Annotated in this window: 26 protein-coding genes and 1 pseudogene; 19 read left to right on the top strand and 8 right to left on the bottom strand. The window is 47.9% G+C overall.

Translation table 11 applies throughout. From position 1 onward, the window contains the following. Positions 1-5: 5 nt before the first annotated feature. From MHN33_RS22740 to hslR, 3 genes are all read right to left on the bottom strand, one after another. Positions 6-1,544, bottom strand: a complete 1,539-nt coding sequence (locus tag MHN33_RS22740) for a phosphoenolpyruvate carboxykinase (RefSeq protein WP_239401635.1) — start codon at positions 1,542-1,544, stop codon at positions 6-8. A 259-nt stretch (positions 1,545-1,803) separates the two neighbouring features. Next, positions 1,804-2,649, bottom strand: coding sequence for an Hsp33 family molecular chaperone HslO (gene hslO / locus MHN33_RS22735; protein WP_239401633.1), 846 nt, complete (start codon positions 2,647-2,649; stop codon positions 1,804-1,806). An 11-nt stretch (positions 2,650-2,660) separates the two neighbouring features. Beyond that, a complete protein-coding gene (hslR, locus tag MHN33_RS22730) occupies positions 2,661-3,071 on the bottom strand; it encodes a ribosome-associated heat shock protein Hsp15 (protein WP_239401631.1) in 411 nt (136 codons plus the stop codon). Positions 3,072-3,312: 241 nt separating this feature from the next. Between hslR and gspC the strand changes: the two genes are divergently transcribed. From gspC to MHN33_RS22665, 13 genes are all read left to right on the top strand, one after another. Beyond that, complete coding sequence (gene gspC / locus MHN33_RS22725) at positions 3,313-4,215, top strand: type II secretion system protein GspC (RefSeq protein WP_239401629.1); 903 nt, start codon at positions 3,313-3,315, stop codon at positions 4,213-4,215. 28 nt (positions 4,216-4,243) lie between these two features. After that, positions 4,244-6,301 carry a type II secretion system secretin GspD gene (gene gspD / locus MHN33_RS22720; RefSeq protein ID WP_239401627.1) on the top strand — a complete coding sequence of 686 codons (2,058 nt, stop codon included), beginning with the start codon at positions 4,244-4,246 and terminating at the stop codon, positions 6,299-6,301. A 58-nt stretch (positions 6,302-6,359) separates the two neighbouring features. Then, on the top strand, positions 6,360-7,847 hold the full coding sequence (gene gspE / locus MHN33_RS22715; protein WP_239401692.1) for a type II secretion system ATPase GspE: 1,488 nt from the start codon (positions 6,360-6,362) through the stop codon (positions 7,845-7,847). After that, on the top strand, positions 7,847-9,073 hold the full coding sequence (gene gspF / locus MHN33_RS22710; RefSeq protein WP_239401625.1) for a type II secretion system inner membrane protein GspF: 1,227 nt from the start codon (positions 7,847-7,849) through the stop codon (positions 9,071-9,073). The genes gspE and gspF overlap by 1 nt, the downstream gene beginning before the upstream one ends. A 72-nt stretch (positions 9,074-9,145) precedes the next feature. Beyond that, positions 9,146-9,571, top strand: a complete 426-nt coding sequence (gene gspG / locus MHN33_RS22705) for a type II secretion system major pseudopilin GspG (protein ID WP_343224854.1) — start codon at positions 9,146-9,148, stop codon at positions 9,569-9,571. A 5-nt stretch (positions 9,572-9,576) separates the two neighbouring features. Further along, positions 9,577-10,200, top strand: coding sequence for a type II secretion system protein (locus tag MHN33_RS22700; RefSeq protein ID WP_275442999.1), 624 nt, complete (start codon positions 9,577-9,579; stop codon positions 10,198-10,200). Continuing rightward, positions 10,197-10,592, top strand: coding sequence for a type II secretion system minor pseudopilin GspI (gene gspI / locus MHN33_RS22695; protein WP_239401623.1), 396 nt, complete (start codon positions 10,197-10,199; stop codon positions 10,590-10,592). The genes MHN33_RS22700 and gspI overlap by 4 nt, the downstream gene beginning before the upstream one ends. Next, positions 10,592-11,302, top strand: coding sequence for a type II secretion system minor pseudopilin GspJ (gspJ, locus tag MHN33_RS22690; RefSeq protein WP_239401621.1), 711 nt, complete (start codon positions 10,592-10,594; stop codon positions 11,300-11,302). Before gspI ends, gspJ begins: the two co-directional genes overlap by 1 nt. After that, positions 11,283-12,284: a type II secretion system minor pseudopilin GspK gene (gene gspK, locus MHN33_RS22685; RefSeq protein WP_239401686.1), complete on the top strand. Its 1,002-nt coding sequence runs from the start codon at positions 11,283-11,285 to the stop codon at positions 12,282-12,284. The genes gspJ and gspK overlap by 20 nt, the downstream gene beginning before the upstream one ends. Further along, positions 12,284-13,492, top strand: coding sequence for a type II secretion system protein GspL (gene gspL, locus MHN33_RS22680; RefSeq protein WP_239401619.1), 1,209 nt, complete (start codon positions 12,284-12,286; stop codon positions 13,490-13,492). Before gspK ends, gspL begins: the two co-directional genes overlap by 1 nt. Beyond that, positions 13,489-13,965, top strand: a complete 477-nt coding sequence (locus MHN33_RS22675) for a type II secretion system protein M (RefSeq protein WP_239401617.1) — start codon at positions 13,489-13,491, stop codon at positions 13,963-13,965. The genes gspL and MHN33_RS22675 overlap by 4 nt, the downstream gene beginning before the upstream one ends. 2 nt (positions 13,966-13,967) lie before the next feature. Beyond that, complete coding sequence (locus MHN33_RS22670; protein WP_239401615.1) at positions 13,968-14,726, top strand: type II secretion system protein N; 759 nt, start codon at positions 13,968-13,970, stop codon at positions 14,724-14,726. 3 nt (positions 14,727-14,729) lie between these two features. Then, the gene (locus tag MHN33_RS22665; RefSeq protein ID WP_239401613.1) at positions 14,730-15,305 is read left to right on the top strand and encodes a UPF0149 family protein; all 576 of its coding nucleotides are present in this window, start codon (positions 14,730-14,732) and stop codon (positions 15,303-15,305) included. Between the two features lie 5 nt (positions 15,306-15,310). On the opposite strand, the gene MHN33_RS22660 is transcribed toward MHN33_RS22665, so the two are convergent. Beyond that, a complete protein-coding gene (locus tag MHN33_RS22660; RefSeq protein ID WP_239401611.1) occupies positions 15,311-15,514 on the bottom strand; it encodes a hypothetical protein in 204 nt (67 codons plus the stop codon). Continuing rightward, complete coding sequence (locus MHN33_RS22655) at positions 15,514-15,870, bottom strand: hypothetical protein (RefSeq protein WP_239401609.1); 357 nt, start codon at positions 15,868-15,870, stop codon at positions 15,514-15,516. Before MHN33_RS22655 ends, MHN33_RS22660 begins: the two co-directional genes overlap by 1 nt. Before the next feature lie 232 nt (positions 15,871-16,102). Between MHN33_RS22655 and ccoG the strand changes: the two genes are divergently transcribed. The 4 genes from ccoG to MHN33_RS22635 all read left to right on the top strand — a co-directional run bounded on the left by ccoG (position 16,103) and on the right by MHN33_RS22635 (position 19,908). Beyond that, positions 16,103-17,530, top strand: a complete 1,428-nt coding sequence (gene ccoG / locus MHN33_RS22650; RefSeq protein WP_239401607.1) for a cytochrome c oxidase accessory protein CcoG — start codon at positions 16,103-16,105, stop codon at positions 17,528-17,530. A gap of 112 nt (positions 17,531-17,642) precedes the next feature. Then, the gene (locus MHN33_RS22645) at positions 17,643-18,617 is read left to right on the top strand and encodes a serine/threonine protein kinase (protein WP_239401605.1); all 975 of its coding nucleotides are present in this window, start codon (positions 17,643-17,645) and stop codon (positions 18,615-18,617) included. Between the two features lie 19 nt (positions 18,618-18,636). Continuing rightward, positions 18,637-19,260, top strand: a complete 624-nt coding sequence (locus tag MHN33_RS22640; protein ID WP_239401603.1) for a thiol:disulfide interchange protein DsbA/DsbL — start codon at positions 18,637-18,639, stop codon at positions 19,258-19,260. Between the two features lie 12 nt (positions 19,261-19,272). After that, complete coding sequence (locus MHN33_RS22635) at positions 19,273-19,908, top strand: thiol:disulfide interchange protein DsbA/DsbL (RefSeq protein ID WP_239401601.1); 636 nt, start codon at positions 19,273-19,275, stop codon at positions 19,906-19,908. A gap of 60 nt (positions 19,909-19,968) precedes the next feature. On the opposite strand, the gene trmA is transcribed toward MHN33_RS22635, so the two are convergent. Continuing rightward, on the bottom strand, positions 19,969-21,066 hold the full coding sequence (trmA, locus tag MHN33_RS22630; RefSeq protein ID WP_239401599.1) for a tRNA (uridine(54)-C5)-methyltransferase TrmA: 1,098 nt from the start codon (positions 21,064-21,066) through the stop codon (positions 19,969-19,971). Positions 21,067-21,225: 159 nt separating this feature from the next. Here trmA and MHN33_RS22625 point away from each other — a divergent pair, with 159 nt between their 5' ends. After that, the gene (locus MHN33_RS22625) at positions 21,226-22,338 is read left to right on the top strand and encodes a DUF5610 domain-containing protein (protein ID WP_239401597.1); all 1,113 of its coding nucleotides are present in this window, start codon (positions 21,226-21,228) and stop codon (positions 22,336-22,338) included. Positions 22,339-22,438: 100 nt separating this feature from the next. Next, positions 22,439-23,251 carry a glutamate racemase gene (gene murI, locus MHN33_RS22620; protein ID WP_239401595.1) on the top strand — a complete coding sequence of 271 codons (813 nt, stop codon included), beginning with the start codon at positions 22,439-22,441 and terminating at the stop codon, positions 23,249-23,251. A gap of 68 nt (positions 23,252-23,319) precedes the next feature. Here the strand turns inward: murI and MHN33_RS24075 are convergent. Further along, positions 23,320-23,433 (bottom strand): annotated as a pseudogene (locus tag MHN33_RS24075) (RNA-binding protein); the annotation flags it as partial. A 118-nt stretch (positions 23,434-23,551) separates the two neighbouring features. Next, positions 23,552-24,025, bottom strand: coding sequence for an RNA-binding protein (locus MHN33_RS22615; RefSeq protein ID WP_239401593.1), 474 nt, complete (start codon positions 24,023-24,025; stop codon positions 23,552-23,554). Positions 24,026-24,547 lie beyond the last annotated feature (522 nt).

Below are 24,547 nucleotides of genomic sequence, written 5' to 3'. Positions count from 1 at the left end.
TCCGCTTAGCCGCGAGGACCTGCTGATTTGATGGCTTCAGAGACATCGTATTTTGCGAAGTTCGCTTCGAAGTCTGCAGCCAGTTTAGACGCATACTCAGCATATTTTGCTTTGTCTTCCCAGGTATTGATTGGGTTAAGCAGTTTGCTGTCTACACCTGGTACAGCAACTGGCACGTCCAGGTTCAGTGCATCAATATGTTGTGTTTCTACGCCTTCCAGTGTGTCGTTAACGATTGCATCAATCACAGCTCGTGTGGTCGGGATATCGAAACGCTTACCAATGCCGTAAGGACCGCCCGTCCAACCAGTGTTAACTAAGTACACTTTTGAGTTGAATTCACGGACACGCTTCATCAGAAGTTCAGCGTAAACGCCTGCCGGGCGCGGGAAGAAAGGTGCGCCGAAACAAGTAGAGAAGGTTGACTCAATGTCAGAGGTTGAACCGATTTCAGTTGAGCCCACTTTTGCGGTGTAACCGCTCAGGAAGTGATAAGCCGCGGCTTCTTCAGACAGAATAGACACAGGCGGTAATACGCCGCTCACGTCACAAGTCAGGAAGACCACTGCGCGAGGCTCGCCAGCACGGTTTTCTACTTTACGCTTCACAACGTGCTCAAGCGGGTAAGCTGCACGTGTGTTTTGCGTCAGACTGGTGTCATTGAAATCAGGGACGCGTGCGTCATCCAGTACCACGTTTTCAAGGATGGTGCCGAATTTAATTGCGTTCCAGATAACTGGCTCGTTCTTTTGCGACAGGTCAATACACTTTGCATAACAACCGCCTTCAATGTTGAAGACACTGCCAGGTGCCCAGCCGTGCTCGTCATCACCGATTAGGAAGCGTTTAGGATCGGCCGACAACGTCGTTTTACCTGTGCCAGACAAACCGAAGAATAAGGTGGTGTCGCCTGCTTCGCCTACGTTTGCACTACAGTGCATTGGCAGTACGCCCTTCGCTGGTAACAGGAAGTTCTGTACTGAGAACATAGACTTTTTCATTTCACCGGCGTAATGCATACCTGCGATAAGCACTTTGCGCTCTGCAAAGTTGATAATCACTGTACCATCGCTATTCGTCCCGTCACGCTCTGGGTCGCAAACGAAAGAAGGTACATTCATTACCTGCCATTGGGGTAAATCAGCTGCATTGTATTTTTCAGGCTCGATAAACATGTTCTTGGCAAAAATATGGTGCCAAGCGGTTTCTGTTGTCACAACAACTGGAAGATAGTGCTCTGGATCTGAACCCACTTCAAGGTGAGAGACGAAGTGGTCGTTGCTGTTCACGTGTGCTTCTACACGGGCCCACAGCGCGTTGAATTTGTCTGCATCGAATGGGCGGTTAACGTTACCCCATTGGATGTCGTTTTCTGTGCTTGGCTCTTTAACGATAAAACGGTCGTTAGGTGAACGCCCTGTGCGGCGGCCTGTTTTTGCTACAAAAGCTCCATTTGCGGCCAAAGTCCCTTCACCACGGCGGATGGCGTGTTCGACAAGTTCAGCTGCAGTTAAATCGACAAAACGAGTAGCGCTTGAAGTCATGTTTATACCTAAATGTGAGAATTGAACGGGATAGCTCTGGAGAAGTTTCACCAAAAGCTGAAATTATAGTACCAGATGAAATTCAGATATTCGAGCCCTGAAACCAGGTAAAACGCCATAAATTTGTCAAAAAAATCGAATAATTTCAATGATACCGGTGTCATGAAATGTGACTTTAAAATGACACCGGTATCAATTTTTTGAGACAAAAAAGCCGCCAAAATGGCGGCTTGTCTTCAATATGATAAAAACTGTACGGCTAATTAAAAATTGCCTTGATATCCTGTTCTTCAAATCGGTAATTTTTTAGGCAGTAGTGACAGCTGATGTTGATCTCACCCTGCTTCTGTACATCTTCCAAAAGCGCTTCACGGCCGATATTGACCAAGGCGCTGATGGTTTTATCGCGGCTGCAGCCACAGACAAAATTAATTTCCTGGGGCTCGAACAACTGTGGGTTATCTTCGTGATATAAGCGTGTCAGGACTGTTTGTGCGTCGAGTTCGAGCAGCTCTTCATCTTTAATGGTATTGCTCAGTGCTTCTAAATGCGCAAAATCTTCTTCCGATTTGGCCTTGTCAACTGGCAGTACCTGCAAAAACAGTCCGGCTGCCTTAGCACGCTCGCCACTAACATCGGTGGCAAACCATAAGCGGGTCTTCAGCTGTTCTGACTGAACAAAGTACTCTTCCAGACATGCAGCCAAAGTTTCACCGCTTAAAGGGACCACACCCTGGTAGCGCTCACCTTTATCTGGGGTAATGGTGATCACCATATAGCCTTTGCCCATCAGGTCCTGGACACTGCTGCCCGTGATTTCACCTTGCACTCGGGCAATGCCACGCATATTCTGCTTGTGATCGCCATTGATAGCAGCGTATTTAACCGGGCCATCACCTTGCAATTGTACTGTGATGTCGCCTTCAAACTTTAGCGTTGCAGTCAGCAGGCTGGATGCAAGTAATAGCTCGCCCAATAGAGTTTGTACTTCTTTCGGGTAGTTATGGCCACTAATAATATCATTAAAGGTGTGTTCAATTTGTACGAGTTCACCGCGTACATCAAGTTGGTCAAAAATATATCGATGAAGTAAATCTTGTTGCATCAATTCAAATCCTAGCTAGATTTCAGTTTGAGCAGTTCGCGACGCTGCTTTTTATCTGGTTTATGATCGGGGCGCGGGGCAAAAAAACTGTTGTTTTTGCGCGCAATAGCGTTTTGCGCCCGTTTTTCAAGGCTGGCTGCGGACTCCTCGTAGAGAGTCTGGGCAATGGGGGCACTTTGGCGTTTTTCCATAATTTGCAGCACAGTGACTTCCTTTTCATCAAAGCCCTGTGCCAGCTTGATTAGCGCACCCACCTCAACCGTTCGGCTGGGTTTACAGCGCTGGCCGTTGTAGTGTACCTTGCCACCCTGGATCATCTCTCGGGCAATGGTACGGGTTTTATAAAAGCGTGCCGCCCAGAGCCATTTGTCCAGGCGTACTTTCACTTCGCTTAGGTTGTTTTCTTGATTGACTTTTGTCACAATTCGTTAACTAATGCCCAAAGCTAATTTAATCGGTGAAATTTAACACATTTGATGAGGCAAAAAAAGCATCTGAACACGCGCTACTGTGGTTACATCTCAGCCACAGGCATTGTTAATACTGTGTTCAGTTAGGTATCCTAAGTTGTACCTATTTACTTTAAAGTTTCATATACGCGTGCTTGTTGAATCGAATTCGAGGCGGTACACTGAGGCGCTTAACAGAATAAGAATATGACATATGGAATTACAGCTACAACAGTTGCAAAAATTACTACATAACCTACCCCATGCGAAGCTTAGCCGTCTGGTGGTGTATTTGGCTGTTGTGTATATTGCTTTCCTTTTTGCTAAGTTATTCTGGCTACTTTGGCCAGCACCTCAGACCCAACCTTTACCAACTCAATCTCAGGTCTATGCACAGAATTCAGCGGCGATCAGCAGCCGATCTATTCTGGGGCATAATGTCTTTGGTAAGGCCAATGAAAAGCCCGTGGTTGAAGCCCCCAAGCCAGTTATCTCTGATGCGCCCGAAACACAATTAAATGTGCGTCTGACAGGTATTGTTGCAGTTAGTCAGAATGATGCGGCGGGCCTTGCAATTATCGAATCTCAGGGTCGACAGGAAACGTATGTAGTAGAGGATCCTATCAAGGGGACGCGTGCAAAATTAGCCCAGGTACTGCCAGATCGGGTGATCCTGGATGTCAGTGGCCGGTTTGAGACTTTAATGCTTGATGGTATAGAGTTTAGCCGTCAGGTCGCAACACCGGTACAATCGCGCCGCACTAGCGCCAGCCATCGCGCTCAGCCAGACAGAATGAGTGATAAAGCCCGTGAGGAACTAAAGCAACGTCGCAATGAGCTGCTGGCTGAGCCGGGCAAACTATTTGACTATATTCGTATTTCGCCTGAACGACGCAATGGCCAGTTGGTTGGCTACCGCTTGCGTCCGGGCAAAGACCCTGAGCTGTTTAAGAAAATGGGTCTTAAAAATAACGATCTCGCCATTGCTATTAATGGCTTCCAACTCACGGATATGAAACAGGCTATGTCAGCAATGAACGAGCTGAGAAATAGCACTGATGCCAATATCACGATTGAACGTGACGGCCAGACTGTCGATGTGCAATTTAGCCTGTAAAGACAATAATTTTGGAGTTATAAAAATCATGGGTAGAAAGCTACACCTCACAAAAATCAAAAAAGGGTTAGCTAAGTATGCAGCTCTGTTGTTTGCGGCTGGATTGTCCTTGTCTGTTTCTGCGGTTGAGTATGCGGCCAATTTTAAAGGCACTGATATTAACGAGTTCATTAATATCATCAGTAAAAACCTCAACAAGACCATCATCATAGATCCCAATGTGCGCGGTAATATTAACGTTCGCAGCTATGAGCTAATGGATGAAGCGCTCTACTATCAGTTTTTCCTCAATGTTCTGGAAGTATACGGCTATGCGGTCGTCGAAATGGAAACCGGGGTACTGAAAGTGGTGCGCAGCTCGGACGGTAAAAAAGCCAATGTGCCTTTGGTCGGAGATGGTAACGACAACAACGGGGATGTGATGATCACCCGAGTTGTTGAGGTTAAAAACGTCAGCGTGCAGGAGCTGGGTCCACTGATCCGCCAGTTCAGCGATCAGAAAGATGGTGGCCATGTAACGAACTTCAACTCGGCGAACGTGATGATGCTGACGGGTCACGCAGCGTCGGTAAATCGTTTGGTAAATATTATCAAGTCAGTTGACCAGGCGGGCGATCAGCGCGTTGATATCGTGCGTCTGCAACATGCAACTGCCGATGACGTGGTTCAGGTCGTTGAGAAAATCTATAAAGATGGCGGTAAGAACCAGGTCCCTGAATTTCTGATCCCTAAAATTGTCTCTGACAACCGAACCAATAGCGTTGTGGTCAGTGGTGAAGTACAAGCGCGTACCCGAGCCATTGAATTGATCAAACGTTTGGATGAAGAACTGGAAAATCAGGGTAATACACAGGTGTTTTACCTGAATTATGCCAAAGCCGAAGAGCTGGTTAAAGTGCTGCAGGGGGTGAGCAAAACCTTGCAGGAAGAAGCGCAGGGCGGCAGCAAGACGCGTACCCGAAGCAGTCAGAATGAAACCAGTATTGAGGCACACGAAGATTCTAATTCGCTGGTGATCACCGCACAGCCCGATACCATGCGTTCACTGGCCAGTGTTATCGAAAAGCTCGATGTGCGTCGTGCCCAGGTCCTGGTTGAGGCCATTGTGGTCGAAGTTCAGGAAGGCGACGGTATCAACTTTGGCCTGCAATGGATCACTGAAAAAGGTGGTATGTTGCAGTTTAACAATGGCACAACTGTGCCGGTTGGAGCGCTTGCTGTTGCTGCCGAGCAGGCACGTGATAAGACGGTTACTAAGAATGTAATAGGCACAGAATCAGGAAAGGGTACCGAATACGAAGAAACCATCGAAGGTGATTTAGGGCCCCTGGGTTCCTTGCTGGGCGGCATCAATGGCCTGGCGATGGGGGTTGTGAAAAATGACTGGGGAGCGATCATCCAGGCCGTATCAACCGATACCAATTCCAACATTCTGGCTACGCCGTCGATCACGACGATGGATAACGAAGAAGCGTCTATGATTGTTGGTCAGGAAGTGCCTATCATCACAGGTTCTACGGCCAGTGAAAATAACTCGAATCCGTTCCAGACGGTCGATCGTCAGGAAGTGGGTGTGAAATTGAAAGTGACACCGCAAATTAATGATGGTACAGCGGTTCAGCTAACCATAGAACAGGAAGTCTCCAGCGTCAGTGGTGCAACTGCGGTTGATATCTCGGTGAATAAGCGTGCAATCAACACCACTGTGATTGCTGATGACGGCGGCATGGTGATTCTGGGCGGTTTGATTGACGAGGATGTTCAGGAAAGTGTTTCTAAAGTCCCACTGCTGGGCGACATTCCATTCCTGGGACATTTGTTTAAGTCAACCAATACCACTAAGCGTAAGCGTAACCTGCTGGTATTTATTCGTCCTACAATTGTTCGTGACAGCCGCAGCATGAACGAGCTGAGTCATGCTAAATACAAGTTTATCCGTGGTGAGCAGACTAAGCAGCGTGAAGATGGTATTGATCTGATGCCACTGCAGGATGCGCCAATTCTGCCACAGTGGGATGATGCGATGGTGTTACCACCAACGTACGAAGAGTTTCTGAACGAGCAAAACGAGAAGAACAATGACTGAGGCAATACAGGAACTCATTGACGGTCATGATGAAACCGCGTTGGCGTTGGATGAACCAATGGATGCAGAGGTTGGGTCGCATGTGCGCCTGCCCTTTGCCTATGCCAGACGCCAGAGCTTGCTATTAAGCCAGCAACCGGAAGGGCTGAAAGTTTTCTATAAAGGTCAGCCTTCGCTGGATGCGCTGCTTGAAGTGCGTCGTATTGCTCAGGCTGGATTTACCCTGGAGCAGCTGGACGACGATAAGTTCGAACTGCTACTTGAAGCGTCTTATCAGCGCGACAGCTCTGAAACACAGCAGATGATGGAAGACATAGGTAACGAAGTCGATCTATTCTCGCTCGCCGAAGAAATGCCACAAACGGAAGATCTGCTTGCTGCTGATGACGATGCACCGATCATCAAACTGATCAACGCCATGTTGAGTGAGGCAATCAAAGAAGGGGCCTCGGATATTCATATCGAGACCTTTGAGCAGGAACTAGTGATCCGTTTCCGGGTGGATGGTGTGCTGAAAGAGGTGCTTAAGCCTAATCGCAAGCTGTCTTCACTGCTGGTGTCACGGATCAAGGTTATGGCTAAACTCGACATTGCGGAAAAGCGAGTGCCGCAGGATGGCCGGATCAGTTTACGTATCGCTGGTCGCGCCGTCGACGTGCGGGTGTCTACCATGCCCTCCAGTTTTGGTGAGCGCGTCGTATTGCGTTTGCTGGATAAGAACAATGCGCGACTGAACCTGGAAGATCTGGGAATGACGGAGCGCAACCGTGAGCTGTTTGCCGAAATTATTGCCAAGCCGCACGGCATTATCCTGGTCACCGGTCCAACGGGTTCCGGTAAAAGTACCACCTTGTATGCCGGCATGACGCAGATAAACTCCAGAGATCGCAACATACTGACTGTAGAAGACCCGATTGAGTATGAAATACCGGGCATTGGTCAGACTCAGGTCAACCCGAAAGTGGATATGACCTTCGCCCGTGGTCTGCGCGCCATTTTGCGTCAGGATCCGGATGTGGTCATGGTGGGTGAGATCCGGGATCTCGAAACCGCACAGATTGGCGTACAAGCGTCACTGACCGGTCACTTGGTGATGTCAACGCTGCACACTAATACGGCTTCCGGTGCGATTACCCGGATGGAAGACATGGGTGTTGAGCCTTTCCTGTTGTCTTCTTCTTTGCTGGGCGTGTTGTCACAGCGATTGGTACGAACCTTGTGTCCTAGTTGTAAAGAAGCACATCTGGCAGACGAGCGTGAATGTGAATTACTGGGCGTTGAAAAAGGCTCACAAACCACTATTTATCGTGCCGTCGGCTGTGAGGAGTGTAACTTCAATGGTTATAAGGGCCGGACGGGTATTCATGAATTACTGATTGTGGACGAGCACATTCGTGAACTGATCCACAATGGTAAAGGTGAGCAGTCGGTTGAAAAATACATTCGTACCTTTAGCCCCAGTATTCGTCAGGATGGCTGTGCCCGAGTGCTGAAAGGTCAGACGACGCTGGAAGAGGTGATGCGGGTCACCCGTGAGGAAGGCTAATGGCTGCGTTTGAGTATCGTGCTTTAGACGGCAAAGGAAAAGAGAAAAAAGGCATACTGGAGGCGGATACCGCCAAACAGGTTCGCCAGATGCTGCGCGAAAAAGCCATGATGCCGCTGGAAGTGTCACCCGCTGCGGAAAAAGAAAAATCCGCCAACTCAGGTGGTTTCAGTCTGACACGTGGCTATAAACCCTCAGTATCTGATATTGCTCTGATCACGCGCCAGTTAGCGACGCTGATCCAATCATCTTTGCCGGTAGAGGCGGCGGTTATGGCCGTTGCAGAGCAGTGCGAAAAGCCACGTCTTAAGCGTATGTTGATGGCAGTGCGCTCTAAAGTTGTGGAAGGTTACACCCTGGCCGATGGCATGTCCGAGTTTCCGCACGTATTCGATAATCTTTATCGGGCCATGGTGGCAGCCGGTGAAAAATCGGGTCATCTGGATGAAGTACTGAATCGTCTGGCGGATTACACCGAACAACGACAGCACATGCGCAGTCAGATCACTCAGGCGATGGTTTATCCGACTATTCTGGTGATATTTGCTATTGCGATTGTGTCGGTTCTGCTCGGTACTGTTGTGCCTAAAATATTAAAAACGTTTGAGAAATCTAAGCAGGTACTGCCCTGGACAACGGAATGGGTTATGGCTGCCAGTAATTTTGTGCAGGCGTACTGGATGATTTCGTTTATTACCATTGTGGGCAGTGTCTTTTTGGTCAAGCAAGCGCTGAAAAGGCCTAAGGTCCGTTTTTGGTACGATGCCAAGCTGTTGCAGCTTCCGGGCATAGGTAAAATCAGTCGCGGTATTAATACGGCGCGGTTTGCCCGGACTCTGAGTATTTTGTCTTCCAGTTCAGTGCCTTTGCTGGAAGGGATGAAAATTTCCGGTCAGGTACTGGAAAACGAGAAGATAAAATCAGCCGTGACTGAAGCGGCAACCCATGTCAGTGAAGGTGCAAGCCTGCGAGCAGCACTGGCACAAACAAAGTTATTTCCGCCCATGATGCTTCATATGATTGCAAGTGGTGAAAAGTCCGGTGAACTGGAGCAAATGCTTGAACGTGCTGCCAACAACCAGGACAGGGAATTCGAAAGTATGGTCAGCGTTTCGTTAAAACTGCTCGAACCCGCCATGATTGCAAGCATGGCCGTGATCGTGCTGTTTATCGTAATGGCTATCCTACAGCCAATCATGGCGATGAACAAAGCAATTGGTCTGTAGTCAAATTAATTGCATATACAACATCAGCGTGTTGGCCCGACGCCGCACGCGAATAGCATTGAGGTAATCAACGTGAATAAACAATCCGGCTTTTCATTATTAGAAGTAATGGTGGTTCTGGTGATCATCGGTATGATCATGTCTATCGTGGCACCCAACATTATGGGTCAACAAGAAGAAGCAGCAAAAGAAAAAGCGATGCTGGACATTCGTCAGATTGAAGACGCAATGAAAATGTACAAGCTTAAAAACAAAAAGTACCCAACCACAGAGCAAGGCCTGGAAGCTTTGGTAACACAAACCACCATAGATCCTGTGCCTAAGCGCTTCCCGGAAGGCGGCTTTATTTCAAAGCTACCTGAAGATCCTTGGGGCAATCCGTACCAGCTGGTGAGCCCAGGTGAAATGGGTAAAATCGACATCTTCTCTATGGGTCCTGACGGCGAAGTGGGTACTGAAGATGACCTGGGTAACTGGGACAGCGAAGAAGACCGTTAATTCTTATGCACACAGCAGTAGACGTTCAGTCGGGTGTGCATCAGGCGCACCTACCTAAATCCGGTCGTCAGGCCGGATTCAGCCTTATCGAAATCCTGATGGTGCTGGTGATCATTGGCTTTTCTGTCAACCTGGTTACATATACACTCTCTGACGATATGGAAGAAGAACTGGAACGTGAAGCACTCCGACTGCACAGTGTGATCAATATGGCCTCTGAGTTCGCTATTCTCAACCAAATAGAACTGGGCTTTCATCTGGATAAGAAGAAGCTCGAATTCTTGGTTTTTGATGGTGAGAAGTGGGCGACATTTGATGCCGAAGAGCTCTATGAGGCGGTTGAGTACACTGATGAGTACAAAATAGAACTCAGCACAGAAGATTTAGCCTGGGCACAGGACAATATGCTGGAGCAGGCAAACTGGCGAGAGCTAATGGGCAGCGGTGACGAAGAGAGTCTGCTGGAGCTAAAAAAACTAAAAATTCCTCAGGTTTTGCTGCTGTCATCAGGTGAAGTCAGCGCGTTTCAGCTCAGCCTTGAACTCGAGGAACAGAGCGAGCCGGTGTATTTTATTGAAGGCGAGTTTATGGCACCGGTGAATTTACGCAAGGAGCCGGAAGATTCATGAATGGTCTGATTACACGGACAAAACAAGCTGGCTTTACGCTCTTAGAAGTGATGGTGGCGCTCAGTATCTGTGCCGTGGCGGGCATTGCCGCGATGCAGGCAACTGGTGAACACATCAACCATATTAGCACCCTGGAGCAGCAAGCTTATGCATCCTGGGTGGCAGAAAACCGTCTCGTCATGATGCGTGCCGGTGCCAAAGAAGGCGCCGTTAGAAATGGCTTAAAGGGAGACGAGGAGATGGGGGGCGTTACCTGGTACTGGTCCCAGTCAACCCTGGCTACGGCTGATCCCACTTTTGTGAAGGTGACGATAGAAGTGTTTTCCGATGAGAAGCGTGAACACTCAGTGTACGACCTGACCACCTTTATCTACAAAAAAGGGAAGCGATAATGCGCGTGCATATCTCCTCCCGGCAGGGCGGCTTTACCCTGATTGAAGTGTTGCTGGCACTGGCTATTCTGGCTATGGTGGTGACCGCGACACACCAGATCCTGGATACCACACTCAGGGCCAAGGAGGCTTCTGAGGAAACGATTGCTGAGCTGGAATCATTACAAACCATGTTTCGTCTGATGGATCAGGATTTCAACCAGATGACCAAGCGGGAAGTGCGTAATGAGGCGGGTGACTTTAGCCCGACTTATGTTATCCATGGTCGTTACAACCTCAGTAGCCAGTATGACGGTATTGCGTTTGTTCGCGATGGCTGGACGAATCCGATCAGTCTGTTACCTCGCTCTGAATTACAGGCTGTCGGCTACCGGGTGGTGGATGACAACCTGGAGCGCATTTACCGAATTTATATTGACCAGCTGGATGGCACTGAGCCTCGCAGCCAGGTGATCCTGGAAAATGTTGAAGAGCTCAAGTTTGAATTTCTGGACGATAAGCAGAAATGGCAAAATAGTTGGGACATTAAAGCCTTGCCTCTGGCAGTGGCTGTTACGGTACAACAAAAAGAAGCTGATCCCATCCGGCGTATATTTTTGACTCCGGGCGATGGCAAAGTAAAACAGGCCAACAGCGATGACGACAATCGCAATGGCAATGGCAATAACAACACCGATCAGGATAACGATGATGGACAAAGGAGGGGCTAGCGTGAAATCTCAACGTGGTGCAGCGTTAGTCATTGTTTTGTTTATCGTGGCGTTGGCTGCGACTATCGCAACAGAAATGACCATGAGTCTGATGGTACAGGTGCAAAAAGCGACGAACCTGCAGACCCATCAACAAGCCAAGTGGTACAGCTATGGGGCGGAAGAGTTGGTAAAAAAGGTGTTGCTCGATAGCCGTAAAGACGACCCAGATAAAGTTCACCTTGGCCAGCCCTGGGCACTGGAAGAAGTGCCATATCCGGTAGATCATGGCACACTGAGCGGTCAGGTTACGGATTTGCAGGCATGTTTAAACCTCAACGCATTGCGGGCTAAAGCGCAGGGTAAAACAGGTGCCCGGAATGAAACGAACCCGGCACATAAAGCATTGCTTGAGTTGTTAAAGAACATCGAAGACTTGCCCAGTGAAGAAAGCGAAGAGGCTATGGCTGACAGCGTGTATGACTGGCTGGACGATGACAGTATCACCTTTCGATCTGGTGCTGAAGAAGATGAATATATGTCGCTCCGAACCCCATATCTGACAGCGAATAACTTGTTTGCGTCGGTCAGTGAGCTGAGAGTCATCAAAGGGTTTAACCCGCTGGTAATGGAAAAACTTTTGCCATATGTGTGTGTTATCCCGGGTAGTACTGAGCTGGCCATCAATGTCAATACCATTAAGCCTGAGCAGGCTTTGTTATTAAGCGCTTTGATGGAGGGACTCAGTCAGTCTGGTGCGGAGGCGATTATTTCGGCTCGCCCGGAAAAAGGCTTTGACTCAATTCAGGAATTTTATACAGAAGCGGCAAATCAGGGCGCTTCAGACAAGCAAAAGAACGATAAAATTTTTACTATTTCAAGCAATTATTTTAAGTTACGAGCAAAGGCTCAGTTCGATGAGCGTTTGTTTCGCCTGACCTCAATAATCGAAATAAAAGATGGTCGGGCGAGCATCCTAGCGCGTAAATTTGGAGGCGTTTAGTGTCAGAAAAATTGATGATCCGTGTGGGTCACTCACAACAAGAGCCGGTTCACTGGTTAGTCTGGTCGGCGCAAGACGCGCAGATCATTGCCAGCGGGGAGCTGGAGCATGCCGGGCTGCTCGGTGAGCTCAGTGAAAAATCACAAAGCCGCTCGGTTGCCGTGTTGTTGCCTGCCTCTAGTGTGCAGTTAAAAACGATTGATTTACCCGCAAAGTGGAATCGTAAGCTGGAACAGGCTCTGCCGTTTATGCTGGAAGAGCAGATTGCCTGCGACATTGATAAGGCGTTTATTGCGGTTGGTAAAGCGGGACAACGTGACGAACAGCACACCATAGATGTTGCGCTGTGTGATAAAGCCTGGTTAACGGCATGGATGGCGTTGTTTGATGATTTTGATATCAGTGTTCAACGCTTGTTGCCAGATGCGTTATTGTTGCCAGCGCCAGCGGAAGATACCATCAGTGCCATAGAGCTGGGCACCCAGTGGTTGTTCCGTACGGCTGATTGGCAGGTGAGTGGCGTTGAGCCAGACTGGTTGGTGGGCTACTTGAGCTTGTTATCTGCTGAGCGTGTGCAACATTACAGTCCCGGCGAAGCCCTCGGGTCGACCAAAACACTGGAAGCCATGGAAAGCGAATATGACTTACCCTTGGCACTGTTTGCTAAACAGTTAGAGCAGCAAAGCTTCAATTTACGTCAGGGTAAATTTGCTGCTAAGAAAAAACAGCCCCAGTGGTGGCGTGACTGGCAAAGTGGTTTAATTGCCGCATCAGTGGCTTTAGTGTGTTTTATCGCGGTCAAATCTACACAACTGATCTTATTGCAAAGTCAGGCGGAGGAGCTTAGTGCTCAGGCGATTGCCAGTTATAAAAACGCTTTTCCGAATAAAGTGGTGCGTCCACATCTGCTGAAAAAGCAGATCCAGAATGAGTTGAACAGTTTATCGGGTGAGCAGCAAGGCGGGTTTTTAGAGTTGACCAATCACTTTGTGACTGTGTTCGACGAGGTGGAGGACTTTGAACCGGAAACACTGCGTTATGATCAACGCCGTAATGAGTTGCGGATCCGCGCTAAAGCAAATGGCTTCCAGGTATTCGGTCAGGTGAAGAGTATTCTTGAGCAGCGCGGTATGACAGTGCAGCAAGGTGCACTCAACAATGATGGCGACTACGTGATCGGAGAGATCCGCATTCGAGGTGCAGCATGAAACAGCAAGTGATCAATTATTGGCAATCTCTGAAAGAACAGGAGCAAAAGCTGCTGATCATTGCGGGCGTGGTATTTTGTATCTTTGTGTTAGTGATGGGTGTGATCCGACCCCTGAATAGCGCAGTAGAGAAAGCTGAAAAAGAAGTCGACAAACAACGAGCGCTGGTGTCCTGGGTAGGCAAAAGTGTGACTCAATTAAAGAGCCAGGGGGCGGGTCGTGCTTCTGCGGCTAATGTTAACCTGACTCAACTGGTTAACCGCACACGTGGTCAATATAAAATTGCCATCAGCAAAATGCAACCAAGCGACAATTCATTGCGTGTGAATATCGACAACGTGGAGTTTAACCAGTTGATTGCCTGGCTGGACGAGCTGACCAATCAGCATGGTGTTAAAGTGGCTAATCTGGATCTGGGGAAGGAAGATGCCCCTGGATATGTTCGGGTTAGTCGCCTGGTATTAGAGAATTAAGTATGAAGAAGATCATCAGTTTAGTGCTGGTTTTTTTACTGGCCTTTGGTGTATTTACAGCCATTAGCATGCCAGCGAGCATCGTTTTGCAGTTATCACAGAGCTCTCTGCCCAGGGCGCTGGCCGTTGGTGCTGTGTCAGGGTCTGTGTGGGAAGGACGGATCAGTGAGGTTCGTTACGAAAATGTCCAACTGAATGATGTGACCTGGCAGCTGAGTGGCTGGGGACTTCTGACCGGCCAGTTACAGGGTAAAGTGCGTTTTGGTTCTCCCAGAGCACTTGACGAAATCTCCGGGAACAGCAATTTTTCTGTGTCGTTGCTGGATCAGACGGCCATGCTGGACGGTGCTGTACTGCGTTTTAGTGTTGAACAGGCAATGCAGCAGGTTACCCTGCCGTTACCTGTGGATGCCAAAGGCCGGGTGATCCTCAGCATTGATGAGTATCACACTGGACAGCCATATTGCGAAGCACTGACAGGTGAGATCAGCAGCCCTAATATTGACATTAAAGGCCTCACTGGCTGGTTTAGTATCGGTGATATGAGTGGCACATTGAGTTGTAAATCCGGCGATATCGCCGTGACCGTCGACCCGGAAAACCGACTAGGACTGCATGCCGATGCGACTTTGGCGGCCAATATGCAGTTCCGCGTTGCGGGCAATATCAAACCAGAGGCCTCCTTGCCAAAAGAAGTGCACGATGCGGTTAAATTCTTGGGACGCCCGGATAGTGAAGGGCGTTATCCGGTCAATTTATAAGTTATGATGAGCTTTAATTACGAAACGCAGCATCAGCAAGCGCTGACTGACTACCTGGCAAAACGACCCGGGGCTTTGAGCTTACATGGTGTGGAAGGCTACCTGTTTGCACTCATCTGTAGCCCGGATGGCATTGAGCCAGAACAATGGCTGAGTGAACTCAGTCTGAATGATGAGGCGCTTGAAGAGCACACGGTGTTTGCCTTTTTGGCGCTCCATCATCATATCAGCGAGCAGGTTTTCTCTGATCAATTCTCCCTGCCTGTGCAGGCGAGTTCTGCCTGGGCTGACAAGCAGCAGTGGAGTCAGGGGTTTTTACTGGCCAGCCAACATTATTATGAGCGCCTGGTGAGCACCCCTGGCGTGCCGCAAGAGTTGCTTCAGGCGCTGCAAATGGCGACCGAGCAGTTGGCCTTTTTCAGCCTGCAAGAGCAGCAGGTTACCCTATATTGTCAGCAATCGGGGCAGGATATGGCGGCGTTTTGTGCTGAGCAGTTGGCGTTAGCCAATGACTTTGCACAAGGGTATGCCGCCTTGATAGAGCAGGTCGCCCTGGCGAGCGGCCTCTACAACGAGTAACTCAGTTACATCAAATCAAGTGCAATGTGGGTGCAGCCTTTTACGCAATGTGCACTGCCCTTGGTACCCTCAGCGACCTTCAGATCAAGCTGAACAGGCTGGTTACAGTGCTTACATAACACCGTCTGGCCTTTACTCAGCTTCTTGAGCAATGCCTTTTGTTCGTTAAAAGATTTGGCGCTGGCTTTGTTCAGGTGTGAAAAGTCCATTACAGTCCCGCCTCACGCAGCGAGCCGGCCGCGATCTCACACACCGTCAGCAGTTTTGGGCCATAGAAATACATATTGAGCTCGTTACCTTCGCAAAACTTCAGGTGAAACACCTTCATTTTTTCATTGGTCGACAGGGCGGACATAATGTAATCCTGCTCTGACTCCGTTAATGTCAGCTCTTTGTTGATCTGCTGGCGTGCAAGTTTGGCCGCCAGGCTGTACTGAGCTTTGCTGGTGTCTCCAAGCAGGTCAACGCCGTACTGGATTATTTGCTCGCGTGGCTCTTTGACCTTTGGATGATCTATGGTGAACAGTGCCAGGATCACCACCACTAAAATCAGATACTTTTTCATAACTGCAACTACTTTGATCTAAACAGCCAAAAGATGTCGCCAGTGTAATAAAATGACGGAATTAAAAGCAAGTTTAGCGCTCAGAATTTTTTATTACCTGGATTGGTCGCAATGCTGTTTTATGTCGGCTTTTCCCTTTAAAATGAGCGAGATCTAACCCAGATTGATATACTACATATATAAATAGAGGTCACTGTAGCAAGTACCTGTCCCAGGCGCGTAAGGAGCTGTGATGGACAAGCAAATTAAGGTCAAAAATATTCCCGTCGATGTCAAAATCCATAAACCCGACGATTTACAACCAGACAGATTTAACCCTCGCAACCGCATTTATGTCAGGGCTGTCACCGGACTACATCAGAAACTCCGAAAGCAGATCGGTTTTATCGGTATGCTGGCTTTCATGCTGCTGCCCTGGATTAACTTTAATGGCGAGCAGGCGGTGCTGTTTGATATTTTTGAGCAGAAATTCAATATTTTTGGATTGACGTTGTGGCCACAGGATTTGACAATCCTGGCCTTTATTCTGATGATTTCGGCCTTTGCCTTGTTTTTGGTGACTACCTTCTATGGTCGGGTATGGTGTGGCTATACCTGTCCGCAAACGGTTTGGACCTTCATCTTCATCTGGTTTGAAGAAAAGCTAGAGGGCACAGCCAATCAGCGTAAAAAACTCGATCAGCAACCAATGAGTTTTAATAAGTTCTGGCGCAAGTCTGCCAAACACTCCAGCTGGATGCTGTTTTCTCTGTATACGGCCATTTCGTTTGTGGGTTATTTCACACCTATTCGTGCGTTACTCCCCGACCTGCTGATGTTTTCGGCTTCCGGGTATGCGGCGTTAAGTGTGGTGATCTTCACTTTGTGCACTTATGGCAATGCTGGCTGGATGCGGGAGATCATGTGCTTGCATATTTGTCCTTATTCACGTTTCCAGTCTGCGATGTTCGACAAAGATACTTTCACGGTGAGCTATGATAGTGAGCGAGGTGAAAGTCGAGGTCCACGAGGTCGTAAGCAGAACCCGAAAGAACTGGGCCTGGGAGACTGCATCGACTGTAAGTTGTGTGTGCAGGTTTGCCCAACTGGCATTGACATCCGAAATGGTCTGCAATACGAGTGTATTAATTGTGGCGCCTGTATTGATGCGTGCGATGACGTGATGGATAAAATGAATTATCCAAAGGGGTTAATTTCCTACACAACCGAGCGCAACCTGGAAAGTGGCAGTGAAAAAACCAAAGCGGTACGGGGTAAATTAATCGGCTACGTACTGATTCTGATTGTGTTAAGTGGTGCTCTGGCTGTCAATGTCGCAATGCGAAAAACACTCGATCTGGATATCATCCGGGACAGAAACCAGCTTTATCGGGTCAATGTAGAAGGGTTGGTTGAAAATACCTACACGCTGAAGATGATCAATAAGGCGCAGGTGCCTCAAACTTTCCTGATCAGCATTCGTGGTTTATCAGACTTTACCATTATCGGTAAACAGGAAATTGCAATTGCAGCCGGTTCAACGGTCGATCAACCCCTGTCTGTGGTGATTGATCCGTACGATCTGACATTACCGGTGACAGAGTTTGAATTTGTCATCACAGTGAAAGATGAGCCTTCTGAGTTTATTGCACAGCCGACGAACTTTTTTAAAGGTCGTTAGCAGAGATAGGGTACAATGAGGCAACTCATATACATCACAAAAGCGGGTTAGCCCGCTTTTTTGTTACTTGGCCCACCGCCATAGAGGTGCCGGGCTGTGAAAGGTAAAAACTATGACTGATTTCAGCTTTCAGAATTTAACCCCAGATCTGATCCTCGATGCCATTGAAAACGTAGGGGTTTATCCTGAATCCGGGTTGCTTCCGCTCAATAGTTATGAGAATCGGGTGTACCAGTTTCGTGCTGACGATAATTGCCGCTATGTGGCTAAATTTTATCGTCCGGAGCGCTGGCACTCTGAGCAGATCCAGGAAGAGCATGATTTCACACTCGCCTTGCAGCAAGCCGAAGTGCCTGTTGTCGCCCCGTTACGTGTTGACGGGCAAAGCTTGTTCGAACATCAGGGCTATCGCTTTTGCCTGTTCCCAAGTGTTGGCGGTCGTCAGTTTGAAATGGACAACCTGGATCACCTGGAAATGCTCGGGCGTTACATTGGGCGCTTGCACAGTGTTGCCAGGCAAGGGGAGTTTGCGCATCGTCCGACGATTGATGCAGCCAGCTATCTGTATCAACCACGTACGGATATTCTCGCCTCTGACTGTCTGCCGGACACATTGCGACTGGCGTTTAGTACCGTGCTTGATCAGGTAATTAACAAGGCAGGAGAAAAATTTACACCATTCCAGCAGATCCGTTTGCATGGTGATTGTCATGCTGGCAATATTCTATGGTCTCAGGAACAGTTAATGATTGTGGACCTCGATGATTGTCGTCGGGGCCCTGCTGTTCAGGATCTCTGGATGATGCTAAGTGGTGACAGGCAAAATCAGGTTATGCAACTTGATACCCTGTTATCCGGCTATGAAGAGTTTGCATCATTTGACACCCGAGAGCTTGCTCTGATTGAGCCGCTCAGGGCCATGCGTATGGTGCATTACATGGGATGGCTGGCCAAGCGCTGGCATGATCCGGCATTTCCCCGGAACTTTTCGTGGTTTGCAACAGACAAATACTGGGAACAACAGATCCTGGCGTTAAAAGAACAACTTGCCGCACTGGATGAAGCGGCGCTCAGTCTTTATCCATAAAAATTTAGAGAGAATAGTAATGTTAAAATCGATTAAGGTTGCGCTAATTGCATTGTGTATGCCTGTGTTGGCGATGGCCGCCGACTTCACGGATGGTAAACACTATCAGACATTAACGACAGCAAAGAGCGACTCAGCCAAAGTCACTGAGTTCTTTTCCTTCTACTGCCCGCATTGCTTCCAGTTTGAGCCTGTGGCTAAAGCGCTAGAAAAAAACCTACCGGCTGGCGCTGTATTTGAAAAAAGCCACGTTAATTTCCTGGGCGGACTACCACCTGAAGTGCAGAGTTATCTGAGCTATGCCTACATCATTGCCAAACATCATGGGAAGGCGCAACAGGTAAGCGAGCAAATCTTTAACACCATTCATGTGCAGCAGGTACAACTAAAAGAGCTCAAAGACATCAAAAAGCTGCTAGAAGCCAATGGCATTACTGCTGAGCAGTTTGATGCCGCTATGGCCAGCATGCCTGTGCTCAGCGCTGAGAAAGCCATGGTTGAAAAGCAAGATACGTTCAGTAAGGCGGGTGCACTGACTGGCGTCCCCACTTTCGTTGTGAATGACAAATATAAAATTAACCTGAGAGAGCTGAGCAGTCAGGCTGAGCTGGATGAGCTGGTTAAACACTTACTAGAAAAATAATGGGAGCAGTCTATGTTTAAATCAATTTATGCCGCCGCACTGGCGCTGTTACTGCCTGTGATGGCCCAGGCTGCCAATTTTCAGGAAGGCAAGCACTATGAAGTAGTCGCAGAGCGCGGCACAAAGAAACCAGAAGTCACTGAGTACTTCTCCTTTTACTGCCCGGCGTGTAACAACTTTGAGTCGCTGATCGGTGAGTTTAAGCCAAAACTAGACCAGGATGTAAAATTCAAAAAGAGCCACGTTGACTTTGTGGGCGTGCGTGACCCCGAAATTCAACAGATGATGAGCAATGCGCTTGCCACAGCGTCAGTACTGCCACAAAAAGACAAGATTGTTGCGGCGATGTTTGCCCACTTACACGGTAAGCGTGGTAAGTTCAATGAACTGGCAGACATCAAAGACTTGTTTGTCGCGAATGGTGTGTCTGCCGAGAAGTTTGATAAGCTTTACAAGAGTTTCTCGGTGCGTACTAAAGCAAAGAAAATGAAGCGTTCACAAGAGCAGATGCAAGATAAAGGCGCGCTGACTGGTGTCCCTACATTTATCGTTAATGGCAAATACAAGCTGATCTTATCGCGTGAATCAGGAGTGACGTCACCAGATGACATCGCTGCTTTGATTAACTATCTTGCTAAGAAGTCGTAATTTGTAAGATGATAAAAAAACCCGCGATGATCGCGGGTTTTTTATATCTGCAGCCAGCTATTACTTTCTGGTCAGAAAGACGCCAGACTCCACATGGTGGGTATAGGGGAACTGATCGAATATAGCGATACGCGAAACCTGGTGTGTATTGCACAACATGTCTAAATCGCGCTCCAGGGTGTCAGGGTTGCAGGAAATATAAATGATGTTGTCGTACTGACTGACCAATTTACAGGTGAGCTCGTCCATACCTGCACGGGGTGGATCGACTAAAATGGTCTGGCAGTTGTAACTTTTCAGATCTATGCCTTTGAGGCGAGAGAACTGTTTTTCGCCTTTCATGGCTGCCGTAAATTCCTCACTCGACATGCGAATGATATCCAGATTATCCACCTTATTGGCTGCAATATTGTATTGCGCCGAATGAACGGATGATTTTGAGATCTCTGTGGCCAGTACGCGATTAAATTGTCCGGCCAGGGCAATAGAAAAGTTACCATTGCCACAATACAGCTCCAGCAGGTCATTTTGCAGTGGCGCGCACAGGTTCTGTGCCCAGGTCAACATCTTTTCATTCACTGTCGCATTAGGTTGAGTGAAACTGTTTTCAACCTGCTGATAGGTATACTGCCTGCCATTGACGGTAAGCTGCTCTGTCACAAAGTCATCGCCAAACACCACTTTTTGTTTTCTGGCACGACCAATAAAGTCGACTTTATAACTTTGCTGTAAATCCTGACGTAAAACCTGCATGGCCTCTTGCCAGGCGTCGTCTAGTGCTTTGTGATAAAGCAGGCTGATCAGCACTTCACCACTGAGCGTGGTCAGGTAATCGATCTGGAATAGTTTACGGCGCAGGATCTCGTTATGGCGCAGTTTCTCCATCATGACCTGCATCATTTCATTGACCAAGGGGGCGCCCGGATCGAACTGATCGACTCGGATCTTTTCCTTGGTCTGTTGATCGAACATAATGTGGAACAGATCGTCTCCATCATGCCAGACGCGGAACTCGCAACGCTGGCGATAGTGGCTTTTGGGGGAGTCGTACACTTCCAGCTGTGGCGCATCGAAGCGGGCAAATTGCGCACTGATCCGCTGTTGTTTTTCTTTCAACTGTTGCTCGTAGGTCGAAGTGTCAATCGTGATCACCGCCATATTAAAACCACCATAGTTAATGCAAAGAGGCGCTATTTTAGGATGCACTTTTGATTTGTCCAGCAAAGAGCAAAATTTTTTGCTCTTTTATTGTACAATAGGCTTTAGTTAAAGGCGTTTTGGCCGATAACCAACTATCAAGTAAAGCGGAGAGCAGACATGAAAATCGGACAGTTGAATCAGCTGTTGAATCCGGCGATGCAGCATAAGGCGGGTAAAGCCAAATCGCTTATCCCTAATATGTCAATTAATACGGATAGTTACCACGGAAACAAATCCCAGGCAGCGGCAAAGATCCTCGATGACAAACTGGCGCAGGCGCTGGGGATTGAGAAAAAAGAAGAAAAAGACAAGCCCCTGTTTGATTTTGAAGAAATTGTCAAAAATGTATTGGGGTTTGTGCAGGGGGCGGTAAAAAAAGCCAAAGCCGCAGGAGAAGACGACGACACACTCAAAAATATGCTTGAGCAGGCGCGCAAGGGCGTGCAGATGGGGATCGATGAAGCGTCTGAAGACTTAAAAGGCAATGGCCTGTTTAATGATGAAATTGAGGAAGGCATAGAAAAGTCCCGGGAAGGGATTTTTAACGGTCTGGACGAGTTTGAAAAAGAACTGTTTGATCCTAAGCCACAGCAAGTATCAGTGAGCGCGGCACAATTCGCCAGTTTATCTAATCAAGCCGAGTATGCCTTTACCACAGCAGAAGGCGATGAAGTGGTGATCTCCTTCAGTGATGCGATGAGCCAGTCGAAAGCGGCAAGCTATGCGCGTAATGGTGACGGTGAAGGGTTTGCTTATGGCGAACAAAGCAGTCATGAACTTAATTTTTCCATCAGTGTGAATGGCGACCTCAACGAAGATGAACAGGCAGCGATCAATGACATGATGAAAGACATCCGCGATGTCAGCGACACCTTTTTTGCCGGTGATTACGATGATGCTTTTGCCAAAGTCCAGGAGCTGGGGATCAATAGCGAGCAAATTGTCAACTTCACCATGGATTTACGCCAGACCAAAACGTCGGCAGCAATTGCTCAATACCAGCAGAGTAATCCGATGAAAGATCTGGAAAAAGCATTGCAACCATTGGATCAACGCCTGGAAGGGATCCATGATGAAGCGAAAGGATTGGGTATAGAGGCGCAGTTACCGGATATTATGGCGTGGATTAATGAAGGTCAGACACGCCTGAATGAGTTTCTTGATTATGCACAAGGATTCTTTAGCGCACTAGAATCGCGTCAGGCTGATAAGCAGGAGCAGCAAGTATAATAAAGCGCCAAAACCCTCCCAGCTTAGGATTTGACGTAAGTATTTATTTTGAACCCTGACCGTGGCACACTGCGCGCGAAACTGTAAATAAGGAGCGCATGTGCCACACATTCTTGTTTTTGATTCTGGTATTGGCGGAACCAGTGTACTCACGCACATTCGTAACGCTTTGCCTCATGCAGATTACAGTTATGTGATGGACAACCAGCTGCTGCCTTATGGCCTGCAGTCTCAGCAGACGATCCAGCAGCGTCTGGCTTCCTTGGTTAGGTGGCTCGATCGTGAGCAGCTCTCTGTCGATATTATAGTTATTGCGTGTAACACCGCCTCAACTTATGCATTAGCGTCTACCCGTCAGTTAACTTCTATTCCTATAGTTGGGGTTGTGCCAGCAATCAAACCCGCGGCTTTTGCTAGTGGCAGCAGGCACATTGGGTTGCTGGCGACGCCGGCGACCTCTCGGAATATCTACACTCAGCAACTGATCAAGCAATTCGCGAGTGAATGCCGGGTGGATCTTTATCAGTCGACTAAGTTGGTTGAACTGGCTGAACAGTTTTATTGGTCCGGCGAAATTGACCATAAGCAGCTTACTTCTGAGATCAACCAGCTTGACCTCGCATCTGAGCTAGATCATCTGGTACTTGGGTGCACGCACTTTCCTATTATTGCGAAGCCCTTGAGCGAGTTTATTCCAGAGTCTGTTACGCTGATTGATTCTGGTGCTGCAATTGCCAGGCGTGTAGTTTCCTTATTGGTGAACGACAACGTCACCCATACTACCAGTGAAATAAAGGTAATAAGTCAGCATACGCAAGTGAGACAAGGCATAATGAACTGGTACGCAACAGCACAGCAGGCACATCCAGTTGAGCGACTGGAAATCAAATTGATCAACCTTGATCATGAATAAAAAAGGGTGGTAATCGAATCGCCTCCACCTGTTTGTGCGTACAACGAGCTGTTATAAAATGAAAGAGATCAGTCCTGATCGTGAGTAGTCCGTGACGCTTGTTTTTGTTCCATCTCTCTGACTTTTAACGTGCGATGCTGAAATTCAGATTCATTGAGTTCGTTGATGGCCCTCAGTGCATCTGAATGGTGGGCGTATTTCGATATGGCTGTAAGCATGTACAAGACAAAAAAGGGGTGGTAACCGAACTGGCACCACCTCTGTTTGTGCGTACAACGAGCTGTTATAAAATGAAAGAGATCAGTCCTGATCGTTAGTCGTCAGCGGCTCTTGTTTTTGTTTCGCCTCTCTGACTTTTAACGTGCGTTGCTGAAATTCAGATTCATTGAGTTCGTTGATGGCTTTGAGGGCATCAGGCTCAGGCATTTCGACAAACCCAAACCCCCGGCGTTTACCTGTGTTCTTATCTTTAAGCAAACGGACTGAAAAAACACGTCCCTTTTCTTCGAACAAATCCCGGACGACTTGCTCATTTGCTCTGTAAGGTAAATTGCCGACATACAGTGTGGTTGTCTCCACTGAGGTACTGTTGTCACTACCTGTATTTCCTGTTGAGGAAGCAAAAGCAGATGCCACGCCTCCGATTACGATGCCCAGAGCCAGTAATAAGGCGGGATCAATTTGACTGTTTACTAGTACAAAGTGGCCGAGCGCATAACTCAATATGGCCAGGAGAAGTACAGTAATCAGTGTCTTACGATCGAGAATATTCATAAGGATCTACCAAAAAACGTTGAATACACATTAATTTAACAAGAAAGGTTGCTATATTAACGACTTAATCAAATATCGCAATAATTAAATATAGAACCTGTTGAAAAGATTGCACCTTCTCGATGGATTTCCCGTCAGTATTGAAGGTTTAAAGATAAAAGATCAAAAAGATCCAAAAAAATGAAAAAAGGGGTTGCATCGTTTTTCGATTTCCCTATAATGCGCATCCACCGACACGGGGCACAACGCTGAAAAGCAAGGCGCCAAGTGACGGGAAGCCAAGCGGAAAGCTTAATTAAGAAAAATTAAATTTTCTAGTTGACTTTAAAAGTGAAGCGGTTAATATGGCGCTCCACTTCGCAGCGAGGCTGCGGTAACTAACCAGGGTTAGTTACTTTGTTCTTTAAAAATATGAAGCAATCATCTGTGTGGGCACTCGTACAGATTGAGTTCTAACAGCAGATTTCAGTTTTACTGAATGACGCACAAAAATTTAGAGTCTCAACTGAACTGAGTGACTAA

The organism is Pseudoalteromonas sp. OOF1S-7 (assembly GCF_022347765.1).
Lineage (GTDB): Bacteria > Pseudomonadota > Gammaproteobacteria > Enterobacterales > Alteromonadaceae > Pseudoalteromonas.
This window is presented reverse-complemented; position numbering and strand designations above follow the sequence as displayed.

What these genes read in the sequence shown, in the direction of transcription:
- MHN33_RS22615 (WP_239401593.1), bottom strand. Translation starts at nt 24,025, where the DNA reads ATGAATATTCTCGATCGTAAGACACTGATTACTGTACTTCTCCTGGCC.
- MHN33_RS22655 (WP_239401609.1), bottom strand. Translation starts at nt 15,870, where the DNA reads ATGAAAAAGTATCTGATTTTAGTGGTGGTGATCCTGGCACTGTTCACC.
- MHN33_RS22645 (WP_239401605.1), top strand. Translation starts at nt 17,643, where the DNA reads ATGACTGATTTCAGCTTTCAGAATTTAACCCCAGATCTGATCCTCGAT.
- hslO (WP_239401633.1), bottom strand. Translation starts at nt 2,649, where the DNA reads ATGCAACAAGATTTACTTCATCGATATATTTTTGACCAACTTGATGTA.
- gspE (WP_239401692.1), top strand. Translation starts at nt 6,360, where the DNA reads ATGGATGCAGAGGTTGGGTCGCATGTGCGCCTGCCCTTTGCCTATGCC.
- gspF (WP_239401625.1), top strand. Translation starts at nt 7,847, where the DNA reads ATGGCTGCGTTTGAGTATCGTGCTTTAGACGGCAAAGGAAAAGAGAAA.
- MHN33_RS22635 (WP_239401601.1), top strand. Translation starts at nt 19,273, where the DNA reads ATGTTTAAATCAATTTATGCCGCCGCACTGGCGCTGTTACTGCCTGTG.
- gspK (WP_239401686.1), top strand. Translation starts at nt 11,283, where the DNA reads ATGGACAAAGGAGGGGCTAGCGTGAAATCTCAACGTGGTGCAGCGTTA.
- MHN33_RS22660 (WP_239401611.1), bottom strand. Translation starts at nt 15,514, where the DNA reads ATGGACTTTTCACACCTGAACAAAGCCAGCGCCAAATCTTTTAACGAA.
- MHN33_RS22640 (WP_239401603.1), top strand. Translation starts at nt 18,637, where the DNA reads ATGTTAAAATCGATTAAGGTTGCGCTAATTGCATTGTGTATGCCTGTG.
- MHN33_RS22625 (WP_239401597.1), top strand. Translation starts at nt 21,226, where the DNA reads ATGAAAATCGGACAGTTGAATCAGCTGTTGAATCCGGCGATGCAGCAT.
- ccoG (WP_239401607.1), top strand. Translation starts at nt 16,103, where the DNA reads ATGGACAAGCAAATTAAGGTCAAAAATATTCCCGTCGATGTCAAAATC.
- MHN33_RS22675 (WP_239401617.1), top strand. Translation starts at nt 13,489, where the DNA reads ATGAAACAGCAAGTGATCAATTATTGGCAATCTCTGAAAGAACAGGAG.
- MHN33_RS22665 (WP_239401613.1), top strand. Translation starts at nt 14,730, where the DNA reads ATGATGAGCTTTAATTACGAAACGCAGCATCAGCAAGCGCTGACTGAC.
- gspI (WP_239401623.1), top strand. Translation starts at nt 10,197, where the DNA reads ATGAATGGTCTGATTACACGGACAAAACAAGCTGGCTTTACGCTCTTA.
- MHN33_RS22670 (WP_239401615.1), top strand. Translation starts at nt 13,968, where the DNA reads ATGAAGAAGATCATCAGTTTAGTGCTGGTTTTTTTACTGGCCTTTGGT.
- gspJ (WP_239401621.1), top strand. Translation starts at nt 10,592, where the DNA reads ATGCGCGTGCATATCTCCTCCCGGCAGGGCGGCTTTACCCTGATTGAA.
- trmA (WP_239401599.1), bottom strand. Translation starts at nt 21,066, where the DNA reads ATGGCGGTGATCACGATTGACACTTCGACCTACGAGCAACAGTTGAAA.
- MHN33_RS22740 (WP_239401635.1), bottom strand. Translation starts at nt 1,544, where the DNA reads ATGACTTCAAGCGCTACTCGTTTTGTCGATTTAACTGCAGCTGAACTT.
- gspD (WP_239401627.1), top strand. Translation starts at nt 4,244, where the DNA reads ATGGGTAGAAAGCTACACCTCACAAAAATCAAAAAAGGGTTAGCTAAG.
- MHN33_RS22700 (WP_275442999.1), top strand. Translation starts at nt 9,577, where the DNA reads ATGCACACAGCAGTAGACGTTCAGTCGGGTGTGCATCAGGCGCACCTA.
- gspC (WP_239401629.1), top strand. Translation starts at nt 3,313, where the DNA reads ATGGAATTACAGCTACAACAGTTGCAAAAATTACTACATAACCTACCC.